General features: G+C 58.5%; 25 protein-coding genes. 19 read left to right on the top strand and 6 right to left on the bottom strand.

All coding sequences use genetic code 11. From position 1 onward, the window contains the following. Positions 1-4 precede the first annotated feature (4 nt). Together FLP30_RS12115 and FLP30_RS12110 are read left to right on the top strand one after the other, a co-directional pair. Positions 5-793, top strand: coding sequence for a TatD family hydrolase (locus FLP30_RS12115; RefSeq protein ID WP_149280029.1), 789 nt, complete (start codon positions 5-7; stop codon positions 791-793). Between the two features lie 16 nt (positions 794-809). Then, on the top strand, positions 810-1,619 hold the full coding sequence (locus tag FLP30_RS12110; protein ID WP_149280028.1) for an MBL fold metallo-hydrolase: 810 nt from the start codon (positions 810-812) through the stop codon (positions 1,617-1,619). 183 nt (positions 1,620-1,802) lie between these two features. Here FLP30_RS12110 and FLP30_RS12105 read toward each other — a convergent pair whose 3' ends face one another. Together FLP30_RS12105 and pdxH are read right to left on the bottom strand one after the other, a co-directional pair. After that, positions 1,803-2,681, bottom strand: coding sequence for a universal stress protein (locus FLP30_RS12105; RefSeq protein ID WP_149280027.1), 879 nt, complete (start codon positions 2,679-2,681; stop codon positions 1,803-1,805). A 58-nt stretch (positions 2,682-2,739) separates the two neighbouring features. Further along, on the bottom strand, positions 2,740-3,381 hold the full coding sequence (gene pdxH, locus FLP30_RS12100) for a pyridoxamine 5'-phosphate oxidase (protein ID WP_149280026.1): 642 nt from the start codon (positions 3,379-3,381) through the stop codon (positions 2,740-2,742). 190 nt (positions 3,382-3,571) lie between these two features. Between pdxH and fabI the strand changes: the two genes are divergently transcribed. The 3 genes from fabI (at position 3,572) to FLP30_RS12085 (ending at position 7,198) form a co-directional block, all read left to right on the top strand. Continuing rightward, entirely contained in the window at positions 3,572-4,411 is an 840-nt protein-coding gene (fabI, locus tag FLP30_RS12095; protein ID WP_149280025.1) for an enoyl-ACP reductase FabI, read from the top strand. A gap of 6 nt (positions 4,412-4,417) precedes the next feature. Then, a complete protein-coding gene (aroC, locus tag FLP30_RS12090; RefSeq protein WP_149280024.1) occupies positions 4,418-5,491 on the top strand; it encodes a chorismate synthase in 1,074 nt (357 codons plus the stop codon). Positions 5,492-5,704: 213 nt separating this feature from the next. Beyond that, the gene (locus tag FLP30_RS12085; protein WP_246856650.1) at positions 5,705-7,198 is read left to right on the top strand and encodes a malate:quinone oxidoreductase; all 1,494 of its coding nucleotides are present in this window, start codon (positions 5,705-5,707) and stop codon (positions 7,196-7,198) included. 52 nt (positions 7,199-7,250) lie between these two features. On the opposite strand, the gene FLP30_RS12080 is transcribed toward FLP30_RS12085, so the two are convergent. From FLP30_RS12080 to bioB, 4 genes are read right to left on the bottom strand one after another with little or no spacing between them, the layout of a single operon-like run. Further along, a complete protein-coding gene (locus FLP30_RS12080) occupies positions 7,251-7,781 on the bottom strand; it encodes a 6-pyruvoyl trahydropterin synthase family protein (protein ID WP_149280022.1) in 531 nt (176 codons plus the stop codon). Then, positions 7,774-8,505, bottom strand: coding sequence for a 7-cyano-7-deazaguanine synthase QueC (gene queC / locus FLP30_RS12075; RefSeq protein WP_149280021.1), 732 nt, complete (start codon positions 8,503-8,505; stop codon positions 7,774-7,776). The genes FLP30_RS12080 and queC overlap by 8 nt, the downstream gene beginning before the upstream one ends. Before the next feature lie 2 nt (positions 8,506-8,507). Beyond that, complete coding sequence (queE, locus tag FLP30_RS12070) at positions 8,508-9,152, bottom strand: 7-carboxy-7-deazaguanine synthase (protein ID WP_149280020.1); 645 nt, start codon at positions 9,150-9,152, stop codon at positions 8,508-8,510. 21 nt (positions 9,153-9,173) lie between these two features. Then, positions 9,174-10,175, bottom strand: a complete 1,002-nt coding sequence (gene bioB / locus FLP30_RS12065) for a biotin synthase BioB (protein ID WP_149280019.1) — start codon at positions 10,173-10,175, stop codon at positions 9,174-9,176. 173 nt (positions 10,176-10,348) lie between these two features. On the opposite strand from bioB, the gene FLP30_RS12060 reads away from it, so the two are divergent. From FLP30_RS12060 to FLP30_RS11995, 14 genes are all read left to right on the top strand, one after another. Beyond that, positions 10,349-10,624 carry a putative hemolysin gene (locus tag FLP30_RS12060; protein WP_149280018.1) on the top strand — a complete coding sequence of 92 codons (276 nt, stop codon included), beginning with the start codon at positions 10,349-10,351 and terminating at the stop codon, positions 10,622-10,624. 471 nt (positions 10,625-11,095) lie between these two features. Beyond that, positions 11,096-11,788: a phosphoadenylyl-sulfate reductase gene (locus tag FLP30_RS12055; protein ID WP_149280017.1), complete on the top strand. Its 693-nt coding sequence runs from the start codon at positions 11,096-11,098 to the stop codon at positions 11,786-11,788. A 66-nt stretch (positions 11,789-11,854) separates the two neighbouring features. Next, the gene (gene cysD, locus FLP30_RS12050; protein WP_149280016.1) at positions 11,855-12,649 is read left to right on the top strand and encodes a sulfate adenylyltransferase subunit CysD; all 795 of its coding nucleotides are present in this window, start codon (positions 11,855-11,857) and stop codon (positions 12,647-12,649) included. A gap of 29 nt (positions 12,650-12,678) precedes the next feature. After that, the gene (cysC, locus tag FLP30_RS12045; RefSeq protein WP_149280015.1) at positions 12,679-14,559 is read left to right on the top strand and encodes an adenylyl-sulfate kinase; all 1,881 of its coding nucleotides are present in this window, start codon (positions 12,679-12,681) and stop codon (positions 14,557-14,559) included. Positions 14,560-14,682: 123 nt separating this feature from the next. Next, positions 14,683-15,534: a sulfate ABC transporter permease subunit CysT gene (gene cysT / locus FLP30_RS12040; RefSeq protein ID WP_149280014.1), complete on the top strand. Its 852-nt coding sequence runs from the start codon at positions 14,683-14,685 to the stop codon at positions 15,532-15,534. Continuing rightward, entirely contained in the window at positions 15,531-16,334 is an 804-nt protein-coding gene (locus FLP30_RS12035; protein ID WP_149280013.1) for a sulfate ABC transporter permease, read from the top strand. The genes cysT and FLP30_RS12035 overlap by 4 nt, the downstream gene beginning before the upstream one ends. Next, on the top strand, positions 16,331-17,407 hold the full coding sequence (locus tag FLP30_RS12030; RefSeq protein ID WP_149280012.1) for a sulfate/molybdate ABC transporter ATP-binding protein: 1,077 nt from the start codon (positions 16,331-16,333) through the stop codon (positions 17,405-17,407). Before FLP30_RS12035 ends, FLP30_RS12030 begins: the two co-directional genes overlap by 4 nt. 84 nt (positions 17,408-17,491) lie before the next feature. Continuing rightward, entirely contained in the window at positions 17,492-17,836 is a 345-nt protein-coding gene (locus FLP30_RS12025; RefSeq protein WP_149280382.1) for a DUF2849 domain-containing protein, read from the top strand. Between the two features lie 23 nt (positions 17,837-17,859). Beyond that, positions 17,860-19,557 (top strand): nitrite/sulfite reductase, encoded by a 1,698-nt coding sequence (locus FLP30_RS12020; protein ID WP_149280011.1) that lies wholly within the window; start codon positions 17,860-17,862, stop codon positions 19,555-19,557. Beyond that, positions 19,544-20,041 carry a DUF934 domain-containing protein gene (locus FLP30_RS12015; RefSeq protein WP_168200105.1) on the top strand — a complete coding sequence of 166 codons (498 nt, stop codon included), beginning with the start codon at positions 19,544-19,546 and terminating at the stop codon, positions 20,039-20,041. Before FLP30_RS12020 ends, FLP30_RS12015 begins: the two co-directional genes overlap by 14 nt. A 12-nt stretch (positions 20,042-20,053) precedes the next feature. After that, entirely contained in the window at positions 20,054-22,027 is a 1,974-nt protein-coding gene (locus tag FLP30_RS12010; RefSeq protein WP_149280009.1) for a glycosyltransferase N-terminal domain-containing protein, read from the top strand. Then, positions 22,024-23,016 (top strand): tetraacyldisaccharide 4'-kinase, encoded by a 993-nt coding sequence (gene lpxK, locus FLP30_RS12005; protein ID WP_149280008.1) that lies wholly within the window; start codon positions 22,024-22,026, stop codon positions 23,014-23,016. Before FLP30_RS12010 ends, lpxK begins: the two co-directional genes overlap by 4 nt. Positions 23,017-23,102: 86 nt before the next feature. Next, entirely contained in the window at positions 23,103-23,912 is an 810-nt protein-coding gene (locus FLP30_RS12000; protein WP_408834548.1) for a lysophospholipid acyltransferase family protein, read from the top strand. 117 nt (positions 23,913-24,029) lie between these two features. Beyond that, positions 24,030-24,827 (top strand): inositol monophosphatase family protein, encoded by a 798-nt coding sequence (locus FLP30_RS11995; RefSeq protein WP_149280006.1) that lies wholly within the window; start codon positions 24,030-24,032, stop codon positions 24,825-24,827. Positions 24,828-24,877: the final 50 nt, after the last annotated feature.

Raw genomic sequence — 24,877 nt, 5'->3', positions numbered from 1 at the left:
GCTTATGCCGGTGCTGATTGATTCCCACTGTCACCTCGATCATTTTTCGCAGGAAGAACTGCCCGACCTGCTGGCCAATGCCAGCCAGGCCGGGTTGGGCGGGCTGGTGACCATTGGCACCCGGCTTGCCCGTGCAGCGGAACAGAAAGCCCTGACACGGCATGACCAGCTAAACCTACGTGTGTGGTGCACTGTCGGCACACACCCGGACCATGTGGAAGAAGAGCCCTTGCCGGAAGTGGAGCAGATTATCGCCACGGCTGATGCTCCGGGAGTGATCGGGATTGGGGAGACGGGGCTGGATTACTTCCACGGGGCGGAGCATGTGCGGCCCTTACAGCAGGAAAGTTTCCGCCGTCATATCCGCGCGGCCCGTCAACTGGATATGCCCGTGATTATCCATGCCCGTGAGGCGGATGAGGATGTGGCTGACCTGCTGGAAGCAGAATACGCACAGGCTCCCTTTGCTATGTTGCTGCACTGCTTTGCCTCCGGCCCGGATCTGGCGCGGCGGGTTGTGGACATGGGGGGGTATGTCAGCTTTTCGGGGATAGCGACTTTCCCGAAATGTGAGGAAATCCGCAGTGTCGCGCGGGCTATTCCCTCTGACCGGCTGGTGGTGGAAACCGATTCACCCTATCTGGCGCCAGTACCCCGGCGGGGTAAAAAGAACCAGCCTGCTTTTGTCGCCTTTACAGCCGCCAGACTGGCGCAGGAACTGGGCATGGACGAGGCAGCATTTGCTGGACTGAGTACGGAAAACTTCTTCCGTCTGTTCCGCAAGGCAGTCTGATACGGGTGGCGACATTATGAAAATTACGGTTCTTGGCTGTGGGGGCTCCGCAGGTGTGCCTATGCTGGGTGGTGCAGATGGTCGCGGACAGTGGGGCTTGTGTGACCCGGCTGAAAAGCGCAATATCCGTAGCCGGGCCTCCATCATTTTTCAGATGGACAATGGTCATTCCATTCTCGTGGATACAACGCCTGACCTGCGTAGCCAGCTTCTGGCCAATGGTGTGTCGGCTTTCCAGTCGATCATCTATACCCACGCTCATGCTGACCATATTGGGGGGATAGATGATGTCCGGGGTATCAACCGGCTGATCGGTCAACCCATACAGGCCTATGGTGCGCATGATGTTCTGGCGGAAATCCAGCAGCGTTTTGCGTATGTGTTCAAGCCATGGACACCCCCGGAGTTTTTCAGGGCTGTGCTGGAGGCCGTGCCTGTCAGCATGGGGCAGCAGGTTAGTATCGGGGGGTATCCCTTCCACCTGTTTGAGCAGGAGCACGGGCGTATTCTGTCGACTGGCATACGGTGCGGTGCATTTGCCTACAGCACGGATGTTGTCGCCTTTTCTGACAGCTCCATGGCGTTGTTGCAGGGGGTGGATACTTGGATGGTGGATTGCTTCCAGCGTGCCCCGCACAGTGCTCATGCTTGGCTGGAAAAAGTGCTGGAATGGCGTGAGTATATTCGGCCACGCCGCATGATTTTGACCCATATGGGGGCAGATATGGACTGGCGCTGGTTGCAGGAGAACCTGCCGCAGGGTGTGGAAGCCGCCTACGATGGCATGGTGCTGGAAATACCTGAGCCTGCACAGCCGAGCGCCTAAAAACTAACTAGAGGTTGTTTCTGTAGAATGGGGTGAAGGGGCCGAGAGGCCCCTTCCGGGTTTCAGGGCGGAGCCCTGAAAAAACGACTTATCAAGCAAAAAACTCACAACGGTGTCCTGCAACGCCATTGCCGAGCATTGTTAGCCCCAGTCGCTATGTTGAACGGGGGCTGAAAGCAGAGTTCATCGGCTCATCAATACGGTCAGTTCCGCAGCTTCCAGAACATGCCGGGTGACACCACCCAGGATCAACTGCCGCAGGCGGGAGTGGGAGTATGCCCCCATGGCCAGAAGATCAGCCCCAAATTCGTTACAGGCAGCAAGAAGCCCCTTGCCGACATCGCGCTCAATGGGGGGGAACTCGACAATATCAGCCTTGATGCCGTGGATTGCCAGATAGGTCACAACGTCCTGCGCGGCAGGGCCGCGGCGCTGGTAGTCCTCGCAGTGCAGAATGCGTACGGCGTCTGCCGTGCTGGCCCAGGGCAGGGCGCCACGCAGGGCTGCGGCCGATTCTGCTGTACCGTTCCAGCCAATGCAGACCTGCTTGATAAACCCGCCGGGAGCCATGCGGGGGGCCATGACAACGGGACGACCGCTATCAAACAGAACGGCGTGCAGGGTTTCCGAGGCTGAAAATTCAGTTCCGGCATCGGGGTGAGGGACCAAGGTAAAGTCGGACAGCCGGGCATGTGCCGGGACAATCTCATTCTCGGCCCCGCGCAGGATATGGAAGCTGATGCTCGGCCGGTCCATGGGGGGCAGGGTGTTGGGAGAGACAACTTCAATATCAGGCTGGCTGGCCACAAAGCGCTCAAACAGCACATGCACGTCATGGGCATGGCGGGAGCTTTCATGGTCGGCCGAGCGCATGAGGTCCTCTACCATGGCGCCGGAAAGACCTTCACCCGCAAGTGGTGCAATATCCCGCCCGTCTGAGCGGACATGCAGGACAGCCAGATGCGCCCCAAAGCGGCGGGCAAAATTGCATCCCTGGGCCAGGGCGGCCTCCCCATTCAGGGTGCTGGGGAGCGGCAGCAGAATCTTACGAACGTCCTTCATGGCTGATTATCTTTCTGATGGCCCACAGGGAGCATGTGTTGCAAAGGTGCCACGTACTTTACGGATAGAGACGCGTGACGTTCCATGGTGTGTCGCCCTGCCTGTCCCATACGGCACGGTCGTGCAGGCGGTAGGGGCGTTCCTGCCAGAACTCAAAATGATCCGGAGCGACCCGGTAGCCTGACCAGTTTTCGGGCCGCGGGATGGGGCCGGTGGCATATTGCTCTTCAACCGCATGCAGGCGTTCTTCAAAAACCGAGCGCTCGGACAGGGGGCGGGACTGGTCAGACGCGATAGCCCCCAGGCGAGAGATACGGCTGCGGCTGGCAAAGTAGGCGTCGGCCTCTTCCGTGCTGACAGGGGTAATGCTGCCCTCGATTCGGATCTGGCGGCGCAGGCTCTTCCAGTGGAACAGCAGGGCGACATGGCGGTTTACGGCCAGTTCCTGCCCCTTGCGGCTATGCAGGTTGGTGTAAAAAACAAACCCGCGACGGTCCGCCCCCTTGAGCAGAACGATGCGGGCTGAAGGACGGCCATCCGGAGTTGCCGTGGCCAGCACCATGGCGTTGGGGTCGTTCAGCTCGGTTTTTTCAGCATCCTGAAACCAGGTGTCGAAGAGCACGAACGGATCGGCCGTCACGTCGATCAGGGGAAGGTCAGCCAGCGGAAGGGCCGGTGTGGAGGGGGGCGTGTCCATCATGCTCCTGACTCGTCAAGCTATGGGAAGGAAAGTGAACCTTCCACTCTTTGCATGACTTTCATACTCCTGCTGCCTGACGGTTTGAAGTATATGAACTGCTTTCAGGCTTGTTTCACTGTGGCGGGTATGCGACCAAACCGCTTCGACAGGCCTTGAGTGGTCGCGTAACAGAACAGGTTGAGGTTTTTGCATGTCCGCACCCAGCTCCACATTGCCCGCACAGGGAACCTTGATGAAGGGCAAAAAAGGCCTGGTGATGGGCGTCGCCAATGAACGCTCGATTGCCTGGGCTATTGCATCAGCCGTTGCCGCGCAGGGTGGGGAAGTCGCCTTCACCTATCAGGGGGAAGCCCTTGGCAAGCGGGTAACGCCGCTGGCCCAGAGCATAGGGTCCAACCTGGTGCTGCCGTGCGATGTGTCGGACGACGCTGCGATTGATGAAACCTTTGCTGCCTTGGAAAAAGAATGGGGCGAGCTGGATTTTGTAGTTCACGCCATTGGCTGGGCCGATAAACAGTATCTGCGTGGCCGGTACCTTGATACGCCGCGTGATGCCTTTCTCACCGCCATGAATATTTCCTGCTATTCCTTTTCGGCCGTCGCACAGCGCGCCGCACGGTTGATGAAGCCGGGTGGCTCGCTGTTGACCCTCAGCTACCTTGGGGCCGAGCGTGTCATGCCGCATTACAATGTCATGGGTGTTGCCAAGGCAGCGCTTGAGGCCTCGGTGCGTTATATGGCGGCAGACCTCGGGCACGATGGTATCCGGGTCAATGCCATTTCTGCCGGGCCGATCAAGACACTGGCAGCCAGCGGGATCGGTGATTTCCGTTACATCCTTAAATGGAACCAGTATAATGCTCCGCTGGAACGCAATGTCTCGCTGGAGGAAGTGGGCGGGGCAGGGCTGTATATGCTCTCCGACCTGTCCGGTGGCGTGACGGGCGAAGTGCACCATGTGGACAGCGGGTACCATGTCGTTGGCATGAAAAACCCGACTGCCCCCGATATTGCCGTTGCCGGAGACTAAGGCGCCGTGTCCTACAACACCTTTGGCCATCTGTTTCGTGTTACCACATGGGGGGAAAGCCACGGCCCGGCCATTGGGTGTGTGATCGACGGCTGCCCCCCGCTGCTTTCCCTGACGGAAGAGGATATCCAGCCTTGCCTTGACCGTCGTCGGCCGGGCCAGTCTGCCTTTACCACCCAGCGGCAGGAAGCCGACCGGGTGCGTATTCTGTCGGGCGTGTTTGAGGGCAAGACAACCGGCACCCCCATTTCCCTCATGATTGAGAACACGGACCAGCGCTCGCGGGATTATGGTGACATTGCCAGCACCTACCGTCCCGGTCACGCTGATCTGACGTATGATCTCAAATACGGTATCCGTGACTATCGGGGCGGTGGTCGTTCCTCCGCGCGGGAGACGGCCTGCCGGGTGGCTGCGGGTGCCGTTGCCCGCAAGATCCTCGGGCCTGACGTGACGATCCGTGGTGCTCTGGTACAGCTTGGCCCACATGACATAGACCGCACCCGGTGGGATTGGAACGAGGTGGACCGTAACCCCTTCTTTTCCCCCGATGCTGCGGTTGTGGCCGAGTGGGAGAGCTACCTGGCCGGTATCCGCAAGGCAGGGTCGTCTGTCGGGGCTGTTATCGAGGTGCAGGCCGAAGGGGTTCCCGCAGGTCTGGGGGCGCCTATTTATGGCAAGCTGGATGCAGACCTTGCAGCCGCTTTGATGAGCATTAACGCCGTGAAGGGTGTGGAGATTGGTGACGGATTTGCCTCCGCCGCCCTGACCGGCCCGGAAAACGCCGATACGCTGGCCATGCAGGACGGTAAGGTCGTGTTTGGCTCCAACCATGCAGGCGGCATTCTGGGAGGCATTTCCAGCGGGCAGCCTGTCGTGGCGCGCTTTGCGGTCAAGCCGACCAGTTCCATGCTGACCCCCGTTGCCTCCATTACGCGGGACGGTACAGCTATCGACGTTGTGACCAAAGGGCGGCATGACCCCTGTGTTGGTATTCGCGCCGTACCTGTGGGCGAGGCCATGCTGGCCTGTGTTCTGGCAGACCACCTGCTGCGCCATCGTGGGCAGGTTGGGGGCTGAAACCCGCTGAATGATGTTGTCTGGCGGACATCGTGCCGCCAGCATGACAGAAGCGGGAAGGGCGGGCTGAGGGTCATCTCGCAGAGGTGAGAAGGCGGACGGGCAAGATGGGCTTATACTCGGCCCACTTGTGCGGTTGGTAACACCCTGTTGTTGCGCCACTGTGATCCAGCCCGGCAGTGCTCTGCCGGGTCTGATAATGCGGAGACCATGATGAGTTCCACCTCAAACGATACTGCATCCACTGTTGATGTCGCCTTGATTGGCGGCGGCGTGATGAGCGCAACCCTTGGTACGCTGTTGCGCCAGTTGCAGCCGGGGTGGAGTATCGGCATTTTTGAACGGCTGGATAATGTCGCGGAAGAAAGCTCCAACGCCTGGAACAACGCAGGTACCGGGCATTCCGCGCTTTGCGAACTGAACTATACGCCGCAGGCAGCTGATGGCCGGGTGGATATTTCCAAGGCCGTGGTGGTGAACGAGCAGTTCCAGATTTCGCGCCAGTTCTGGTCTTATCTGGTGGAAAAAGGTGTTCTGGCTTCCGCACGGGATTTTCTGACCCCTGTACCGCATATGAGCTTTGTGTGGGGGGAGGACAATGTGTCCTTCCTGCGGAAGCGCTATGAGGCTCTGTCTGCCCACCCGCTGTTTTCGGGCATGGAATACACAGAGGATCAGGGCCAGATCAACCAGTGGGTTCCGTTGATCATGCAGGGCCGCCCAGAAGGGCAGAAACTGGCGATTACCCGTAGCCTTCGGGGTACGGATGTCAATTTTGGCGTGCTGACCCGCCTTCTGTTCACCTATCTGGCCAACACACCGGCCTGCACGCTGCACACCAAGCATGATGTGACCGACATCAAGAAAGTGGATGACGGCTGGCAGTTGACCGTGCGTGACCTGCGACAGAACGAGGTCCGTACTGTCAACGCGCGTTTTGTCTTTATCGGGGCAGGTGGGGCCGCGCTGTCCCTGTTGCAGAAAACCGGTATTCCTGAAGCCGCAGGGGTAGGTGGTTTCCCGGTCAGTGGGCAGTTCCTACGCTGCACCAATAAGGACATTGTGGCCCGCCATCTGGCCAAGGTTTATGGCAAGGCCTCTGTCGGTGCGCCCCCCATGTCGGTGCCGCATCTGGACACCCGCGTGATCGACGGCAAGCCAGCCCTGCTTTTTGGGCCGTATGCTGGTTTTTCAACACGCTTCCTCAAGCACGGCTCACTGATGGATCTGCCACGCTCAGTCCGCAAGAGCAATCTTGGGGCTATGCTGGCCGTGGCCCGCGACAACTGGCCGTTGACCAAATATCTGGTTCAGCAGGTGTTGCAGTCTGAAAAAGACAGGATCAAAGCCCTGCAGGACTTTATCCCCGATGCAGAGTCCAAGGACTGGGAACTGGTGGTGGCTGGCCAGAGGGTTCAGATCATCAAGGCTGATCCTGACAAGGGTGGCGTTTTGCAGTTCGGGACAGAAGTCATTAGCAGTGCCGATGGTTCTGTTGCTGCTCTGCTCGGGGCATCTCCTGGGGCATCCACGGCGGCGCCGATCATGCTGACAGTCCTGCGCAAATGCTTTGGTGATATGTTGCCGGAGTGGGAGAGCAAGCTGCGTGAAATCGTGCCGTCCTACGGACAGCGGCTGTCTTCCAATCTGGAACTGTGTGAAAAAGTTACGGATAGAACCGCCAGTGTTCTGGGCCTGCCCGCCTGATTTTTTAAGGGCCAGCAACGGCAGGGGGTGTGTCATAGCCCCCTGTGGTGAGTCAGGCTGGGTCTGAGATGCTCATGTCCGGTCTGGTCCACCAGCGACTGCCGGGTTCGGCCTGCACCGGGATGATCATGGTTGGGTCACCCTGAAAGCTGACCGTGTTGGTCGGCGTTTCTTCTATGCTGAGTTCGGAACAGTAAAGCACACCGCCTTCTGCACTCAGAAAAGCGTTCAGCTTTGACATCAGCAGGCAGACCATGAGTTCCGTTGTCGGATCCCCAGGGGTGACGACAATCCGGGCTGCTCTGGCAGGTTCGTGCGTCTGAAACCATCCCAGAAGCGGGTCATCTGCCGCAAGTTGCAGGGCGTGGTCCAGTCGTTCATCGACAAAACGGTGCCAGGTGCTTTTAGCTTTCTGGAATGAGACGGGCATGTTGCCTGCGCCATCCAGCCGGGTCAGAGCAGAAGGTTTAAGCCTGACGGTGATGAATTCGTTATGGCCATGGGGCAGGGCACAGCTTTCACTCGCACCGTGGATCAGGCGATGCCCCATGGAAAAGCGGCGTGTAAAAATAAGATCAGGCATTGGGGGCTTTCTTTGCCATGTAGGTTTCCCAGCCAGTTTTGCGCAGTTGGCAGGCCGGGCAGGTGCCGCACCCATACCCCCAATCATGCAAAGTACCGCGGTCACCCAGGTAGCATGTATGGCTTTCACGGTTGATCAGTTCAACCGCAGGCAGTCCGCCCAGTTTTTCAGCCAGCGCCCATGTTTCAGCCTTGTCACGCCACATCAGGGGGGTGTGCAGGACGTATCGGCTTTCCATGCCCAGGTTCAGGGCAACCTGCAGGGCCTTGATCGTGTCGTCCCGGCAGTCCGGGTAGCCGGAGTAGTCGGTTTCACACACGCCGGTTACAATATGGCGGATACCGCGCCGGGCGGCCAGAGCCCCAGCAAAGGTCAAAAACAGGAGGTTACGGCCGGGTACAAAGGTATTGGGCAGGCCGTTCTCATTCATCATGATTTCGGCGTCGCGCGTCAACGCAGTGTCGGAAATGGCATGTAGGGCTTGCAGGGGCAGGGTGTGGTCCGGCCCCAGGCGCGAGTCCCAGAGCGGATCAAGGACTGCAAGGCCGCTGCGCAGGGCTGCCCGACAGTCCAGTTCCACGGCATGGCGCTGGCCATAGTCAAAGCCCAGTGTTTCCACGCGGCCAAAGCGGGCAAGAGCCCAGGCCAGACAGGTTGCGGAATCCTGCCCGCCGGAAAAGAGGACAAGGGCGGCTTCATCACTCTGCTTGGGGGCAGTAACCATGGTTAGGGAATACCCGTGAGTTTATGTGTCTGTAAGGACAGGCCCCATTGCGGGTGCGACAGGCAATAGGCAATAGCAGCCTGTACGTTGGCCTGCTGGTCGGGGCCATCCATGGGCTGTAGCCAGAAATGGTGGAAATCCAGCCCCGTCAGGTCGGCTGGGTCCAGATCAGGCTGGGGGAACACCAGCTTGAGCTCCATGCCTTGAGTCTGCTGTAGCGAAGCACCGGCTTTAGGGCTGATACAAAGCCAGTCGATGCCGGGCGGGGCAGGGAGTGTACCATTGCTTTCAACCGCAATGCTGAAGCCTCGGTCATGCATCGCCTCGATGAGGGGCGGATCAAGCTGAAGCAGGGGCTCCCCGCCTGTAAAAACAACCAGAGGTTCTTCATGGGGCTGGGGAGGGCTGTTGGGCCAAAAACGGCTTACGGCGTCAGCTAGGGCGTCTGCGGTTTCAAAGCGTCCGCCATCTATCCCATTTGTGCCGACAAAGTCAGTGTCACAAAAGCGGCAGGTTGCGGATTGCCGGTCTTCCTCACGGCCAGACCAGAGGTTGCAGCCTGCAAAACGGCAAAAAACCGCCACACGGCCAGCCTGGCCGCCCTCACCCTGGAGGGTGAGGAACATTTCCTTGACGGCGTAGCTCATGCAATGGTCATGCCTGCACGATCAAAGAGTGATGCCAGACGTATGCATGCCCAGCCTGTCCAGCAGGGAGCGGTCACGCAGGGCCTGGGGGTTGGGCGTGGTCAGCAGGCGTTCGCCATAGAAAATGGAGTTGGCACCGGCCAGGAAGCACAGGGTCTGTGTTTCGTCACTCATGTTCTCACGGCCAGCGGCCAGTCGCACCCGACTTTTGGGCATGGTAATGCGGGCAGCGGCAATCATGCGTACGAATTCCAGCGGTTCCACTGCGTCCGCCTGTGCCAGCGGGGTGCCCTCAACCCGGACCAGCAGATTGATGGGTACACTTTCAGGATGGGTCGGCAGCGTGGCCAGAGCCGCAATCAGACCTGCCCGGTCAGTTTCGCTTTCACCCATGCCGACAATGCCACCACAGCAGACACTAATGCCTGCGTCTCGCACGCTGGAGAGCGTATCCAGCCGTTCCTGATAGGTACGGGTGGTGATGATTTCCCCGTAGTATTCGGGAGAGGTATCCAGGTTGTGGTTATAGTAATCCAGCCCGGCGCCCTTGAGCTTGAGGGCCTGCTGGTCGTCCAGCATGCCCAGCGTGACGCAGGTTTCAAGCCCGAGTTCTTTGACGCCGCTGACCATGGCGCACACCACATCCATGTCGCGTTCCTTGGGGGAGCGCCATGCCGCTCCCATGCAGAAGCGGCTTGCACCGGCGGCCTTGGCTTTTCTGGCCTCTGTCAACACCTGTTCCACAGCCATCAGCTTTTCAGCCTTGACGCCATCTTCATGCAGGGCGCTCTGAGGGCAGTAGGCACAATCCTCCGGGCAACCGCCGGTCTTGATGGAGAGCAGGGTCGAAATCTGGATTTCGGTCGGGTCAAACGTAGCGCGATGGATGGTCTGAGCCTGAAACATAAGCTCCGGCAGCGGCAGGTTCAGCAGCGCCCGAATTTCCTCGACTGTCCAGTCATGTCGGGTTTCCACAGCGGCAGTGGAGGATGTGTGAGAAAGAGGGTGTGAACCATCAGGCATGATGCTAACCGGACCAGAATATGCTGAAAAGGATCGGAACTATAACCCGCATGAACGGGTAAGGCCAGTTTGATGGAAAAAATGTTTCCCAAAGGGCTAGAGTGTGCGACGTCACAAGCAGCAGGCACCGTTTTCCATACTGTCTGCGAGGAATTGTTCTGGAAGGACTGATCATGGGCGAGCGTAAGGTTGTTGCTGGTGCTCTGCTGGCCGTTGTGCTGGCAGGGGGGCTGGGTGGATGCCAGCAGCAGGTTGATGATCGATCGAAGACGGTTGTCAAACCACTGCGTATTCCTAATCCGGCGTCTCTCTACTGTATCAAAAAGGGCGGAACGCTGAGCATCGAGCACACAGAGAAGGGGGGTGTGGGCTATTGCCATCTGCCAGACGGCAGCGTGGTGGATGAATGGACGCTTTTCCGTCAGGAACACCCGCAAAAGGACTCCTGAAGCCCTTGGAATGCCGGTTTGAACGATCACCTCGTGCGGTGGTTCAGTCCGGGATTCACGCGCATATAAATCGTATAAGATATATTATGCCAACAAAAATAGCGATGGGATGAGGGCTGATTGAGGTGCTTGATGAATGGACCGTGCGGCCTTGATTTTACGGCGTTGAGGCTCATGTCTGACTTCCAGATGCTTCCGTTGTGGCGCGGTGATGCAAAATTTGCGCCGCTTCGGGTGTTTTGCCTCTCAATCTGGCGCTGAAACTGCTGATGGGAATGCGGCCATGCCGTTTGAGTGTCACAGAAACGGCCCCGCTTCTTGCTCGGCGAGTTGTGAATGAATGATAAATAACAAATCTTAATTGTTAATTTTAAAAAAACTCATGAACTCCGAATCGTTATGTTGTGCATTGCCACATAGTGCTGTATGGATGCGTTAATTCAGTGCTTATAATGCCTGGCGTGGTGTAATATGGTCGAAGCCTTGGATACTACCAGTGTGAAGCAGTTTGAAGCCGTTCAGGACAACCCTGTTGCGCTACTGCGTAAAGCGCGTGACGTTTTTGGCGAAAAACTGGCTGTTCTTTCTTCCTTTGGTGCGGAATCAGCGCTGCTTCTGGCTATGGTTGCCGAGGCTGACCGCGACCTGCGGGTGCTTTTTCTCGATACAGGTCGGCATTTCCCCGAAACCCTCGCCTACCGGCGTGATTTGGCGGATGTGCTGGGTCTGACCAACGTGGTTGATGTCGGCCCCGATGGCAAACAGATCGAGCGTCGCGATCCCACGGGGGAACTCTGGGCGTTTGACCCCGATGCCTGCTGCGCTCTGCGCAAGGTTGAGCCCATGAAACTGGCCTCCCTGCCGTATGATGCGCTTGTGACGGGTCGTAAACGTGGGCAGGCCACAACGCGCGCGCAGATGACTGTCGTTGAGCGCAAGCAGGACGGGGCCTTGCGCCTCAACCCGCTTGCCTTCTGGAGTGCTGAGGAAATTGGCGCGGAAATCAGGCGTCGCGGCCTGCCGCAGCACCCTCTTGTGGCGCAGGGTTACCCGTCAATCGGGTGTGAGCCCTGCACCCAGCCGGTAAACGCGGGAGAGGATGCGCGTGGCGGGCGCTGGGCCGGGTTGAACAAGACCGAATGTGGTATTCACCTCGGCGGCTGAGAGCGCTTTTTTGCCTTCGGACTTTTTTTAATCACCCTTGCCCGGGAAAAACGGGGTTACGGAACAATGGATCATCTTGATCAACTGGAAGCTCAGAGCGTTTTCATTCTGAGAGAAGCCTATCGCACCCTCAAGCCGCTGGCCATGCTGTGGTCGTTGGGGAAAGATTCCAACGTCATGGTCTGGCTGGCTAAAAAGGCGTTCATGGGGCGGGTTCCCTTCCCTGTCATGCACGTTGATACCGGCAAGAAGTTCCCCGAAATGTACAAATTCCGGGATGAATACGCACAGAAGTGGGACCTTGACCTGCTTTTGGGTGAATGCCCCCCGGTTGAGGAAATGGACCCGTCCCTGCCCCCGGCTGCCCGTTCTGCCGCCCGCAAGACTGCGGGCCTGGCGGCGATGATCGAAAAGCACAAGCTGCAGGGTGTTATTGCCGGTATCCGCCGTGATGAGCAGGGCACCCGCGCGAAGGAGCGCGTTTTCAGCCCGCGCGGTGCCAGCCATAAATGGGATATCCGCAACCAGCCGCCCGAATTCTGGGACCAGTACGCAACCCCGCATGAGGAGGGCATGCATATTCGTGTGCATCCGCTGCTGTCATGGCGGGAAATTGACATCTGGCGTTATATCGAGCGCGAAGGTATTCCGCTGGTTGACCTGTATTTCTCCAAAAACGGCAAGCGTTATCGCTCCTTGGGGGATTCAGACATTACCTTCCCGGTGGAAAGTAACGCATCCACGCTGGCAGAAGTGATCAGGGAACTGGAAACCACCAAAACCTCCGAGCGTGCCGGGCGTGCCATGGACCATGAGTCCGAGGATGCTTTCGAGCGCCTGCGTGTGGCAGGTTATCTCTGAGACCTCTGGACTGGAACGGACCCTGAATAATGAGCGAAAACATTTCTTCCAGCCATGAGGCCGCAACCCCGATCGTGATTGTCGGGCATGTTGACCATGGCAAATCCACCCTGATCGGCCGCCTGCTGCATGATACAGACAATCTGCAGGACGGTAAGGTCGCGCAGATTATCGAATCTTCCAAAAAGCGCGGGCTCAAGATTGAGTGGAGCTTCCTGCTGGACTCCCTGCAGATCGAGCGTGATCAGGGTGTGACGGTTGATTCGACACGCCTGCCCTTCCGCCTTGGTACGCGTGAGTTTGTGATTGTTGATGCCCCTGGCCACCGCCAGTTCCTGCGCAACATGATCACCGGCGCTGCGGATGCAGAAGCCGCTGTGCTGGTGGTGGATGCGGCCGAGGGTGCCCGGGAGCAGACACGCCGCCACGCCATGCTGCTGCGGTTGATTGGCATCCGCCATGTAATCGTACTGCTGAACAAGGTTGATCTGCTGGACTTCGATCAGGCACGGATTGTGCAGGTGCAGAAGGACGTGGGTGACCTGCTGACACGGCTGGAACTTGAGGCTGCCGTATTTGTCCCGGCTTCGGCGCGTGAGGGGGATAACATTGCCCAGCGCTCCGCCAACATGCCGTGGTATGAAGGCCCGACCCTGACAGAAGCCCTGGCCCAGGTGCCTACACCAGACTCCCGTATCGAACTGCCCCTGCGCCTGCCTGTGCAGGACGTCTATCGCTTTGATGACAAACGCTATGTTGCCGGGCGAATTGAGCGCGGGCGCGTGCGTGTGGGCGATACGGTTGTGATTGGCGCACAGAAGACCCCTGCCCGCGTTGCTTCGATCGAGAGCTGGCACACGGCCCCCCATGTTGCAGCATCCGCAGGTCAGTCTGTTGCCATTACGCTGGAGCCGGATGTTATCCCCGACCGTGGGGATCTGCTGCATACTCCAGATGCCCCGCCGGTTGAGGCATCCCGCCTCAAAACACGCCTCTTCTGGCTGCGTAAGGAGCCTCTGCGCGTTGGCGAAAGCTTTCGCCTACGGCTGGCTACGGCCGAACATGCGGTTACGGTGTCGTCCATTCTGTCTGTCGTCAATCTGGATGACCTGACAGAAAACCCCGGCACGGAAGTGCCGCCCGAAGGGTTTGCCGAGATCATTCTGTCGGCTTCGGGCAGCATCCAGTTCGACCCGTTCACACCTGGTACAACGGATGGCCGTGGTGTGCTGGTTGACCGGCAGCAGCGTATTGTCGGTGGTGCACCGCTGATTGGCCCTGCGGAAATCGAAGCTGGCGACAAGGCCATTCACCCCACATCAAGCGCTGTGACCGCGCAGGATCGTGCACGGGTCAAAGGCCATAAGGGGGGTGTTTTCTGGCTGACCGGCCTGTCTGGCTCAGGCAAAAGCACTCTGGCCCGCGCTGCGGAAAGCAGGCTTTTCGCCAATGGTGTGGATGTCAGCGTTCTGGATGGTGATACATTGCGCGCAGGGCTGTGCCATGACCTTGGCTTCTCCGAAGCGGAGCGCACGGAAAACGTCCGTCGTGCCGCAGAGGTCGCCCGCATCCTGCGTGATGCGGGGCAGGTTGTGCTGGTCACTCTGATTTCACCCCTGCGTTCGGACCGTGAACTGGCTCGCCAGATCATCGGGGATGATTTCGAAGAAGTGTTCGTCGATGCCGACCTGTCTGTGTGTGAGCAGCGCGACCCCAAGGGGCTGTATGCTGCGGCCCGTGCAGGCAAGATCAGCGGCTTTACCGGAATCGACGCACCTTACGAAGCCCCGCAGGCGCCTGCCCTGCGCCTGCAGACAGGCCAGACCAACGCCGACAAGCTTGCTGCGGATCTGGCTGGCTTTGTCGAAGGCAAGGTTGCGGTTTCTGGCGGTCAGCGCCAGACGTCCTGAACGTCTTTTGCTGTTCTGACGGGAAACAGGGTGCCACAGGCTCAAACTGTGGTACCCTGATTGCAAGAGCCGGATATGCTGGCTGGTCTGGGACATGTTGCCGGAAATCCGGGTTACTGTAATATGCGACAGTTTTTTTCAGCTTTTGTGCAAGGCAGGCGGCATGTTCTGCCCGGCTTTCGTTTATCCATGGCAGCAACGCTGCTTTGGACAGGCTTTCTGATCGTCCTGCCCCTGTCCACCCTGCTGGTCAGGCCCTGGCAGGAAGGGGCTGGCGCCGTATTGTCCGCGCTGCATGACAGCCGCATGTTCGCTGCTCTCTGGACCAGTTTTTCCTGCGCGATCATGGCCGCCGTCTGCAACCTGCCCTTTGGTCTGCTACTGGCATGGGCACTGGCGCGTGGTCACCTGCCTGGTCATCGTCTGGCAGATGCGCTGATCGACCTGCCTCTGGCGCTGCCAACCGCTGTGACAGGCATTACGTTGGCCACATTGTATGGTCCACATGGCTGGCTTGGTGTGCCGTTGGCCAAGCTGGGTATTACGGCATCCTATAATCGCACCGGCATTGTGCTGGCTCTGATGTTTGTTGGCCTGCCCTTTATGGTGCGGGCGATCGAGCCTGTCTTGCGGAACCTGCCGCATGAACTTGAGGAAGCCGCCGTGCTGCTGGGGGCCAGACCCCGACAGGTTTTTGCCCGCGTTATTCTGGCCCCGCTCCTTCCCGCATTGGTGACCGGTTTTGGCCTATCCTTCGCACGGGGTGTGGGCGAATACGGGTCGGTCATTTTCATAGCAGGCAACCAGCCCTTCAGGAGCGAGATCGCCCCTTTGCTGATTGTTGTTCGCTTGCAGGAGTTTGATTACGCGGGAGCCACTGCAGTGGCCTTGATCCTGCTGCTGATCTCGCTGTTGGCGCTTCTTCTGGTCGGTGCCATGCGACGTCGGCTGGCCTTGTGGAATGAACCTGCATGAGCCGCTACCTGATCTGGTCCGCAAGCTGGCTGTTTATTCTGGTTGTGCTGGTTATTCCGCCAGTGCTGGTGCTGACAGAGGCGCTGCATGATGGCTTGGCTGCGGCGCTGGAAACACTGCGTGACCCAGACGCCATTGCTGCCATATGGCTGACGTTGAAGGTGGCTGTGGTGGCAATTGCCATCAACACATGCTGCGGTGTGCTGGCAGCGTGGACACTGTCGCGCTTTCGTTTCACCGGGCGGCAGATGTTGCTGGTTCTGCTGGAATTGCCTCTCAGTATTTCGCCCGTTGTGTCTGGTCTGGTCTGGCTTTTGCTGTTTGGGGCGCAAGGCTGGTTTGGACCGATGCTTGAGCGCTGGAATATCCATATCGCCTTTGCCGTGCCCGGCATTATTCTTGCGACACTGTTTGTCACCCTGCCCTATGTGGTGCGGACTTTGGTGCCGGTTATGGAGCTACAGGGGCGTGAGGCGGAAGAAGCCGCGGTGCTGGCCGGTGCTGGTTTTTGGCAGATATTGTGGCGTGTGACCCTGCCGGGTGTGCGTGGGGCACTTATTTCGGGCGTGTTGCTGACAACGGCTCGTGCCTTGGGTGAGTTCGGTGCGGTCTCCGTGGTGTCTGGTCATATTCCGGGCGAGACGGAAACAATGCCTCTGCGCATTGAAAATCTTTACAACAGCTATCAGTCGGTTGGTGCCTTCACCATGGCGGTGCTGCTGGGCATCATGGCTATGATGACGGTCGTGCTGCGGGCAGCGCCGGGCTGGATTACGCGCCTGCGGGAGAAAAACGCATGAGTATCACCGTCAACACTCTCGTGCGTTCTGCTCCGGGGACCAGAAAGGTCCTGCTCGATCATGTGTCGCTAGAGGTGCCTGATGGTGCCTTTGTTGCTCTTGTGGGGCCCTCAGGAGCAGGCAAGACAACTCTGCTGCGTGCCATAGCGGGGCTGGACCCCTATGACTCAGGCACAGTCAGCCTGGACGGTCGCGTTATGGAGGATGTCAGGGCGCGGGCTGGCAAGATGGGCTTTGTTTTTCAAAACTATGCCCTGTTCCCACATATGACGGTGGCGCGGAACATTGCCTTTGGGCTGAGTGTTCTGCCAGCCAGCCAGCGGCCCAGCCGTCAGGCTATTGCCAGCCGGGTACAGGATCTGCTGGAACTGATGCAGATACCGGATATGGGCGGTGCCTATCCGGCGCGTCTGTCAGGGGGGCAGCGGCAGCGTGTTGCATTGGCTCGGGCCCTTGCGACAGATCCGCGCGTGCTGTTGTTGGATGAACCCTTTGGTGCGCTTGACCCCATTGTCCGACGTTCCATCCGTGGTTGGCTGCGGAACCTGCATGACAGGCTCGGGCTGACAACAATCCTTGTCACCCATGATCAGGAAGAGGCGCTGGATGTTGCAGACCGTATTGTGGTCATGCAGTCGGGCCGTATTGTGCAGGATGCCTCGCCCCAAGGGCTGGATGACCACCCATCGACTGAGTTTGTCATGGAGTTTCTGGGAGAGGCCGTCTCCTTTCCCGGTATCGTGCACAATGGGTTGATGACCCCCGATGACCCCGAGGCATGCCCCTTCGCCGTGCCCTCAACGGTGGAGAATGGCCCTGTCGTTGCCATGATACGCCCTTATGAACTGTCTTTGTGCCCGCCTGATCCAAGCCAGACAGCAGCGCTTGAGGCTGTACCGCGTGGGGTTAGAAACGGCTATCGGCATTATACGGTGCAGTTGTCCGGGCGGAGTGTGCCGCTTTTTGTCGCGCAGGATAGTGTGACAGGGGGCGCGGCTGAGGCTGTGCTGAACGGAAGTGGGTTGGATATAAGCCGGGCTCGACTGTTCCGCGCAGGTGTTGCGTGTTTATGATACGGTATTTTTTCGTATTATATTGCTAACATCTGTGTATTTTTGTATTTTGTTGCAACGGGAAGATGCCGGAAAGGTATGAGCGTGGATCGCAGGAATAATCGTCGCGATGCTGAGGGCAGCAGTGTCGTTACAGCAAACCGTCTGCTTGATGGGCGGATCGTCTGGCTGGACCCGGCAGGTAAATGGCAGTTGTCCATTGCCCAGGCGCAGACATTTTCCAACGATGGGATGGAAGCCGTGCTGGCCAGACAGACGGCAAAAGCCGCTGAGGATGAAGTGGTCGGTATTTACGGTGTCCAGGTTGAACCGTCGTCTTCCGGGCCGGAGCCTATTACAACGCGTGAACGCATCCGGGCTTTTGGCCCCAGTGTGCATGCCGCCTTTACACCCGCCTGGCAGCCGCTTTCCGGGTCAGCGGGCGTCTGAAACCGACAGTCAGGATAGAGAGTATGACACAGACACCTCAGCCCTCCTCCCGTCAGGTCGGACGTTATGCGTATGATTCTGTCGATCGTACGTTCCTCAAGCAGCGGGTGGACCAGTTCCGTGATCAGGTACGCCGCCGTCTTGCCGGGGAACTGAGCGAGGATGAATTCAAGCCCCTGCGGTTGATGAACGGCCTGTACCTACAGTTACATGCCTACATGCTGCGCGTGGCCATTCCTTACGGTATTCTCAGCGCGTCGCAGATGCGGACACTGGCGCATATTGCCAGAAAGTATGACCGCGATTACGGGCATTTCACAACCCGCCAGAATATTCAGTTCAACTGGATCAAGTTGGAAGACACGCCGGAAATCCTTGATATTCTGGCCGATACGGAAATGCATGCCATCCAGACCAGTGGCAACTGCATTCGTAACGTGACGTCTGACCAGTTTGCCGGTGCCGCACAGGATGAGGTGCTGGACCCGCGTGTGCATGCTGAAATCCTGCGGCAGTGGTCTACTCTGCATCCTGAATTCACGTTTTTGCCGCGCAAATTCAAGATCGCCATTTCAGGCAGCATGCAGGATCGTGTGGCAGCACGCTTCCACGACATCGGCCTGCTGGCACGCATGGGCGATAATGGCCGGGCCGTGTTTGAGGTCTATGTCGGCGGTGGGCTGGGGCGGACACCCGTGATCGGCACGTTGCTGACATCGGAACTGCCGGAAGAAGACCTTATCGCCTACCTTGAAGCCGTGCTGCGTGTGTACAATGAGTACGGACGCCGCGATAACATGTACAAGGCCCGGATCAAGATCCTTGTACAGGCTCTGGGTGCCGAAGGCTTCCGTGAAAAAGTAGACGCCGAATTCGCGGCGATGGACCGTGCCCGCTACCATCTGCCGCCTGAGATCGTAGAGGCCATCCGTGCCCGTTTTGGTGCCCCTGTGTTTGATGCGGATGCCGCACAGGCAGAGCAGGCTCTGGCCCTGCGCCTGAAGGCAGACCCCGAGTTTGCCGCATGGGTCAGAACCAACACTCACCCGCACAAGCAGAAGGGCTATTGCAGCCTGACTATTTCCTGTAAGCCTGCTGGTGGCATTCCAGGGGATGTGACATCTGCCCAGATGGACCTGCTGGCCGATCTGGCTGACCGCTACAGCTTTGGGGAGCTGCGGATTACCCATTTGCAGAATGTGGTGCTGGGTCATGTCCGTCAGGATCATCTGTTCGAGCTGTGGCAGATCCTGCAGTTGAATGGCCTGGGCACGCCCAATATTGGCCTGATTACGGATATTATTGCCTGCCCTGGTCTGGATTATTGCTCTCTGGCCAATGCCCGTTCGATCCCGATTGCCCAGAAACTCAGCGCCCGGTTTGCAGATGCAGGCTTGCAGCGGGAGATTGGGAGCCTGCGGCTGAATATTTCAGGCTGCATCAATGCTTGTGGGCATCACCATGCCGGGCATATTGGTATTCTGGGTGTTGATAAGCGCGGGGAAGAGGCTTTCCAGATCACCCTTGGTGGTAGCTCTGGGGATCTGCCTTCCATCGGCCAGATCATCGGTTCGGCCATGTCGGAAGATGAAACGGTTGATGCGATCGTCCGCATCATCGATACTTATCTTGCCCAGCGTGCTCCAGGGGAGCACTTCATCGAGACCTGTCGCCGTCTTGGCACAGCACCATTCAAGGATGCAGCCTATGCCGTTGCTTGAGAACGGTCAGATTATCGAAGATACGTGGCAGGAAGCACAGGACGGTCAGCCACTTTCCCCAGATTCTGATATTCTGGTTCCTCTGTCCCGGCTGGCGGAAGGTCTGGGTCGTAACACAGGTGGTCGGCTTGGTGTTGTCCTGACACCGGCTGACAAGGTGGAAGACCTGCGGGCCGCACTGCCCCGGCTGGATATGGTCTGCCTGACCTTTACGTCCTTCCGGGATGGCAGGCCCTTTACCCAGGCCCGCGCTCTGCGTGAGCATCTGGGCTATAAGGGCAGCCTGCGGGTGCAGGGCCATGTTATTCCTGACCAGTATGAGTTCCTGCTGCGTTGTGGGGCTGACCAGGTGGTTGCCGGTACGCAGAGCCCTGTTTCCGTGTGGCTGGAGGCCCATAAGCGCTTTTCCATCGCATACCAGCCATCAGTTCTGGATGAAAAAGCTGAGGGCTTTGCCTTCAGGAAGTGGCTGTCCCCCTCATAACGGGCGGGGCGTATGGCTAAGCTCCTTCGGGGGGCGGAAGTTTTGTTCCGCTCCTGCGCGGTGTCGCTACTACGGGGCTATCTTGGGATTGCGGTGGCGACAACCCGCTGGACTTTCAAGATTGCTCCGCTGGCCCGTCCTTATCTGACTGGTGAGGACGGCAAAGCCGCTGTTATTGTTTTCTGGCATGAAATTTTGCCACTGACCCCCGCTTTTTGGTGGTGGGCCGAACAGCAAAATCCCATTCTGAAATTAAAGGTGCTGATCAGCCGTAACCGGGATGGTCGGCTTATTGCAGATATGGTGGCCCCTTGGGGCGTACGGTCCATCGCGGGCTCGTCAGACACAAAAGGGAAAAATAAAGGTGGTGCTGCAGCATTGCGCCACATGCGGCAAAGCCTGCGGGCTGGATCGCTGATTGTGGTGACACCTGATGGTCCCAGAGGCCCACGGCGTGTGCCTCAGCCCGGTGCTTTCGCCCTTGCCCGCCTGTCAGGCCAGCCCGTAGTCCCTGCGGGGGCCAGTTGTTCTGGCTTTCGGCTTGGGTCGTGGGACAGACTATTGCTGCCTCTTCCCTTTGGTCGAGGGGTATTCGTGGTAGGGGCTCCTTTATTCTTTAGCCGTGAAACAGAGGAAACAGGAAAAGACACGCTTGCAGAGAGTCTGAATACTCTGATGCATGATGCGGGTTGTTCAGCCCCTCAGGGCGAGCACGGATATTTTCGACCCCGCAGCTTTCCTCCGTCCTGGCTGTGGCATGCTGTTGGCATGTGCCTGACCCCGTTTTTACCGTTCTTTCTGCGCTGGCGTCAGACACGGGGTAAGGAGTTACCTGCGCGTGTGCGGGAAAAAATGGGCTTTGCAACACGTTGTCGCCCCTCTGGACCACTCCTGTGGTTTCATGCCGCAAGTGTGGGGGAAGTTGTCTCTATCCTGCCGCTTGTTCTGAGTTGCCTGGCTAAAAACTCAGATGTGTCAGCGTTGGTGACAACCGGTACGGTGACGGCAGCAACCATGCTGGCTCAGCGTATTTCTGACCCAAGGGTGATACACCAGTTTGTCCCATTGGATACGCCGCGATGGGGCCGTCGCTTTCTTGAGTTCTGGCGACCGCAAGTGGCGGTTTTTACGGAAAGTGAACTCTGGCCAGGTTTGTTGGGGCTCTGTCGTGCGCGGGGTATCCCTGTTGTGCTGGTCAATGGCCGGATGTCTGAGTCATCCTGGCGCACATGGAGGCATTTCCCGTCTACAATCAAAAAAACGCTCCACTGCCTGACGTGGATATCGGCCCGTACTCCCGAGGATGCTGAGCGCTTCTCTGTCCTTGGTGCACGTCGGATCATACAAGGGGGAGACCTGAAGGTAGCAGCCCCTGCCCTGCCTGTTGATCAGGCGCAGTATGTCGCTTTGCAGAAACGGTTTGCTGGCCGTTTTGTCGTCCTGGCTGCATCAACCCATTCCGGAGAAGAGGAACAGATTATACAGGCTGTTCAGTCAGTAAGGAAAACGCACCCCGAAGTGTTGGCGATTATTGTGCCACGGCACCCCCAGAGAGGGGCTGAGGTTGCAAGCCTTCTGCACAATGCCCCACAGCTGAGCCTGGGCCAGCTTCCAGGACCGGAGGATGGGGTCTGGATCGCTGATACATTGGGGGAAATGGGACTATTCTTCCGTTTGGCAGGCTGTGTGTTCATGGGCAACAGCCTGCCGCCAGGCAAAGGTGGGGGGCATAATCCCTATGAGCCTGCCCGGCTTAACTGTGCGATTGCCACCGGCCCCCGGATAGATAATTTTGCTGAGGCATTCAGTGCCATGCGTGACTGTATCACCACTGTGCAGAACGCTTCTGAACTTGCCCAATGGGTCGTGGATATGCTGACCCACCCACAAAAACGGCAGAGGCTGGCAGAATTGGCCAAAGGCTACGTAGTGTCGGAGCAGAACCTGCCAGATATGCTGGCTGATCGAATACTGAGGCTTGTATGACACTCTGGAAAGCCCCCGCCTTCTGGAACATGCCTCAGGCCAAGCTTCTGCCTGCCTTACTGTCACCGTTGGAAGCGCTGGTGGCATGGGGTGCGGCCCGTCGGGCAGAGGGTGTGGGCTGGAAGGCCCCTGTCCCGGTGTTGTGCTGCGGAAACATAACTGTGGGCGGCACAGGCAAAACAACAGTGGTCATGGACCTGGTCGCCCGTTTGCAAGCCCGTGGTAAAACACCCCATGTGCTCAGTCGTGGCTATGGGGGGCGACAGACCTCAGGCCAGCGGGTTGATCCGCAACACCACACAGCGCGTGATGTGGGGGATGAACCCCTGCTGCTTGCAACTAACTGCCCGGTGTGGGTGGGCAGCGACCGGGTTGCTACAGCCCGCGCTGCGATAGCGGCAGGTGCGGACTGTCTGGTTATGGATGATGGGTTCCAAAATCCTGGTCTGGAAAAAACGCTGTCCCTCCTTGTGGTGGATGGTGTGACAGGCTTGGGGAATGGCCATGTCCTGCCCGCAGGCCCGCTGCGGGAGCGGCCAGAGCAGGCTCTGGAGCGTGCTTCGGCTGTGTTGCTGATCGGCAAGGATCAAACCGGCTTTGCTGCCAGCCCTCTCATGGCAGGTACCCCGCTCTACCAGGGGGATTTGCGGCAGACGTCCGAGGTAAGGCAGCTTGAAGGTAAAGCGTGTGTTGCGTTTGCTGGCCTGGGCAGGCCCGAAAAATTTTTTTCTGGGTTAAGGGCCGCTGGAATAGTGCCCGTGCAGACAATTTCCTACCCAGATCATTATTATTATAGAAAACGCGATATGCGCCATCTTCTTACAGTAGCCCGCAGCATGGGGGCGTGTCTTGTCACCACTCCCAAGGATGCAGTGCGTCTGCCTGCGGTTTTTCGCCAACAGGTCGTGGAGGTCGGTGTGGAACTGGTATGGCCCGATCCGGCCGCCCCGGAAAAATTGTTGGATCTGCTGTTGGAGACCCCGTTGTGAAGGCCGTATGGCAAAAGCTTGAGGCTGGACTGGTCCTGGGTGGTTTAAAACTGCTGGGGACGCTCCGGCCCGATAAGGCCTCAACCATGGCTGGGACTGTGTGTCGGTTGATTGGTCCTTTGCTGCCGGTTTCGCGGGTTGCCTATCGCAACCTGGAGCTGGCTATGCCGGAACTGGATTATGCTGCCCGGCGGCGCATTGTCCGCGGGGTGTGGGAAAATCTGGGCAGGACAGTGGGGGAGCTGCCCCATGTGGCAACTTTGGCCGAAAATACAGCACAAGGGCCGGGTTTTGAGGTGGTGGGGGCTGAACATCTCCACGCCCTTGCCCAGCAGAAAGGCGCAGTGCTGTTTGTGTCAGGGCATATCGGCAATTGGGAAATGCTACCGCCTGCTGTTGCCAGACACGGCCTGCCTTTTGCGTCCTTCTATCGCGCAGCAGGCAATCCGGAGGTGGATGGCATGATCCGTCAGATGCGCGATCAGGCTATGGGGGGGCAGGCCGTTCCCCTGTTTGCCAAGGGGGCGCGTGGTGCGCGGGAGGCACTGTCCTACGTTGCCCGTGGTGGGCGGTTAGGCATGCTGGTTGACCAGAAGATGAATGACGGGATCGAACTGTCGTTTTTTGGTCAGCCTGCCATGACAGCCCCTGCCCTCGCTGCCATGGCGTTGAAATATCGCTGCCCGGTTGTGCCGGGCTATGTTGTCCGGCTTGGCCCTGCCCGCCTGCGGGTGGTGGTGGAACCGCCGATGACACTGCCTGACACAGGCAATCGGCATGAGGATACACGTCTGCTGGCTCAGGCTGTCAATGATCGGCTGGAAGCCTGGATCAGGCAGTATCCACAAAGCTGGCTCTGGCTCCATCGGCGTTGGCCCAAGAGTTTTTATAAATAAGTCAGAGAGTTCCGTTGTCTCTGTGGGTGATATTCGACATACCCTGCGGATGGTCGCACGCTGGGCGCGTTTTGGTTATGGTAAGCCCGGTTTGAAAGACAAGGGAAATTGATACCAATGACGTCACCCAGCCCGGCCCTGGCCTATCGTTTGGAAGCCGCCAGAGCGGTTGTGCATGATGCCGCACGGCTGGCCATGTCCATGCGGCCGCCACCGGGTGGCCCCCAGGCCGCCTTGAAGTCGGCACAGGATTGGCTGACGGAAACGGATGGCGCGGTAGAGGCCTTTATTGCCCAGCGCATGCAGGCTCTTTTCCCGGATGACGGCTTTATGGGTGAGGAAGGTGGGACGACCCGCAGTGGCAGTCTGCGCTGGGTGGTTGATCCTATTGATGGAACCTCCAATTACGCACGCGGGCGGTGCCGCTGGTGTGTCTCGCTGGGGTTGATGGATGGGGATGAACCCGTGGCAGGGGTGATCGATGCACCCGCTTTGGGGGAAGTTTATACGGCCTTGCGTGGACATGGCGCGTTTTTGAACGGCCGCCCCATTCAGGCATCCTCAGTGGCTGACCCAACCCGTGCCATGATCGAAATGGGGTGGAGCGGGCGAGTGCCCAAGCCAGTCTTCATGGACAAAATGGATGCCATCATGGAACTGGGGGCCATGCCACGTTCGGGCGGCTGTGGTGCTCTGGCATTGGCTGACGTGGCAAGCGGCAGGCTGGATGGGTATATTGAGATCGTGATCAACCTGTGGGATGTCGCTGCCGCCCTGCCTTTGTTGATGGAAGCTGGGGCCAGAGTTTCTCCCTTTCTGCGCGATGGAGGTCTGACAGGTGGAGCCACCATTCTGGCCGCCAATCCTCATATTGCCGATCAGTTGGCGCAGGCTGTTGCAATTCCGTTGGAGTAGGACGCCGCTACAGGCCTTTCTGCCGCCATAAAAGCGTGCTTTTTTGTGTG

The organism is Acetobacter vaccinii, assembly GCF_008365315.1.
Classification (GTDB): Bacteria; Pseudomonadota; Alphaproteobacteria; order Acetobacterales; family Acetobacteraceae; genus Acetobacter; species Acetobacter vaccinii.
Note: the sequence above shows the minus strand (reverse complement) of the source record. Positions and strands in the feature narration are given on the sequence as shown.